We start from the raw sequence: 231 nt of genomic DNA, 5'->3' as shown, positions 1-231 counted from the left end.
AACCGCCAAGGCCTTCGTCGGTGACGTCGCCGACTTCGACACCAACCTCGCGCTGGTCGCCGCCGCCGGCGAACTCGCCCCCCTGAAGGTCGCCGTCACCAACGCCGGCATCGGCGGCGAGGCCGCGCCGGTCGCGGAGTACTCCCTCGACTCCTGGCACAAGGTGGTGACCGTCAACCTCAACGCGGTGTTCTACGCCCTCAAGGCGCAGATCCCCGCCATGCTCGCCGC

At 70.1% G+C, this 231-nt stretch carries 1 protein-coding gene; it reads left to right on the top strand.

Annotated features, from left to right (window positions below; genetic code table 11):
- Nucleotides 1-231, top strand: a 231-nt coding sequence (locus AC0I8G_RS26315) for an SDR family NAD(P)-dependent oxidoreductase (RefSeq protein WP_471732556.1), incomplete at both ends; no start/stop codon positions are given.

Source organism: Kineococcus sp. AC630 (assembly GCF_979255925.1).
Note: the sequence above shows the minus strand (reverse complement) of the source record. Positions and strands in the feature narration are given on the sequence as shown.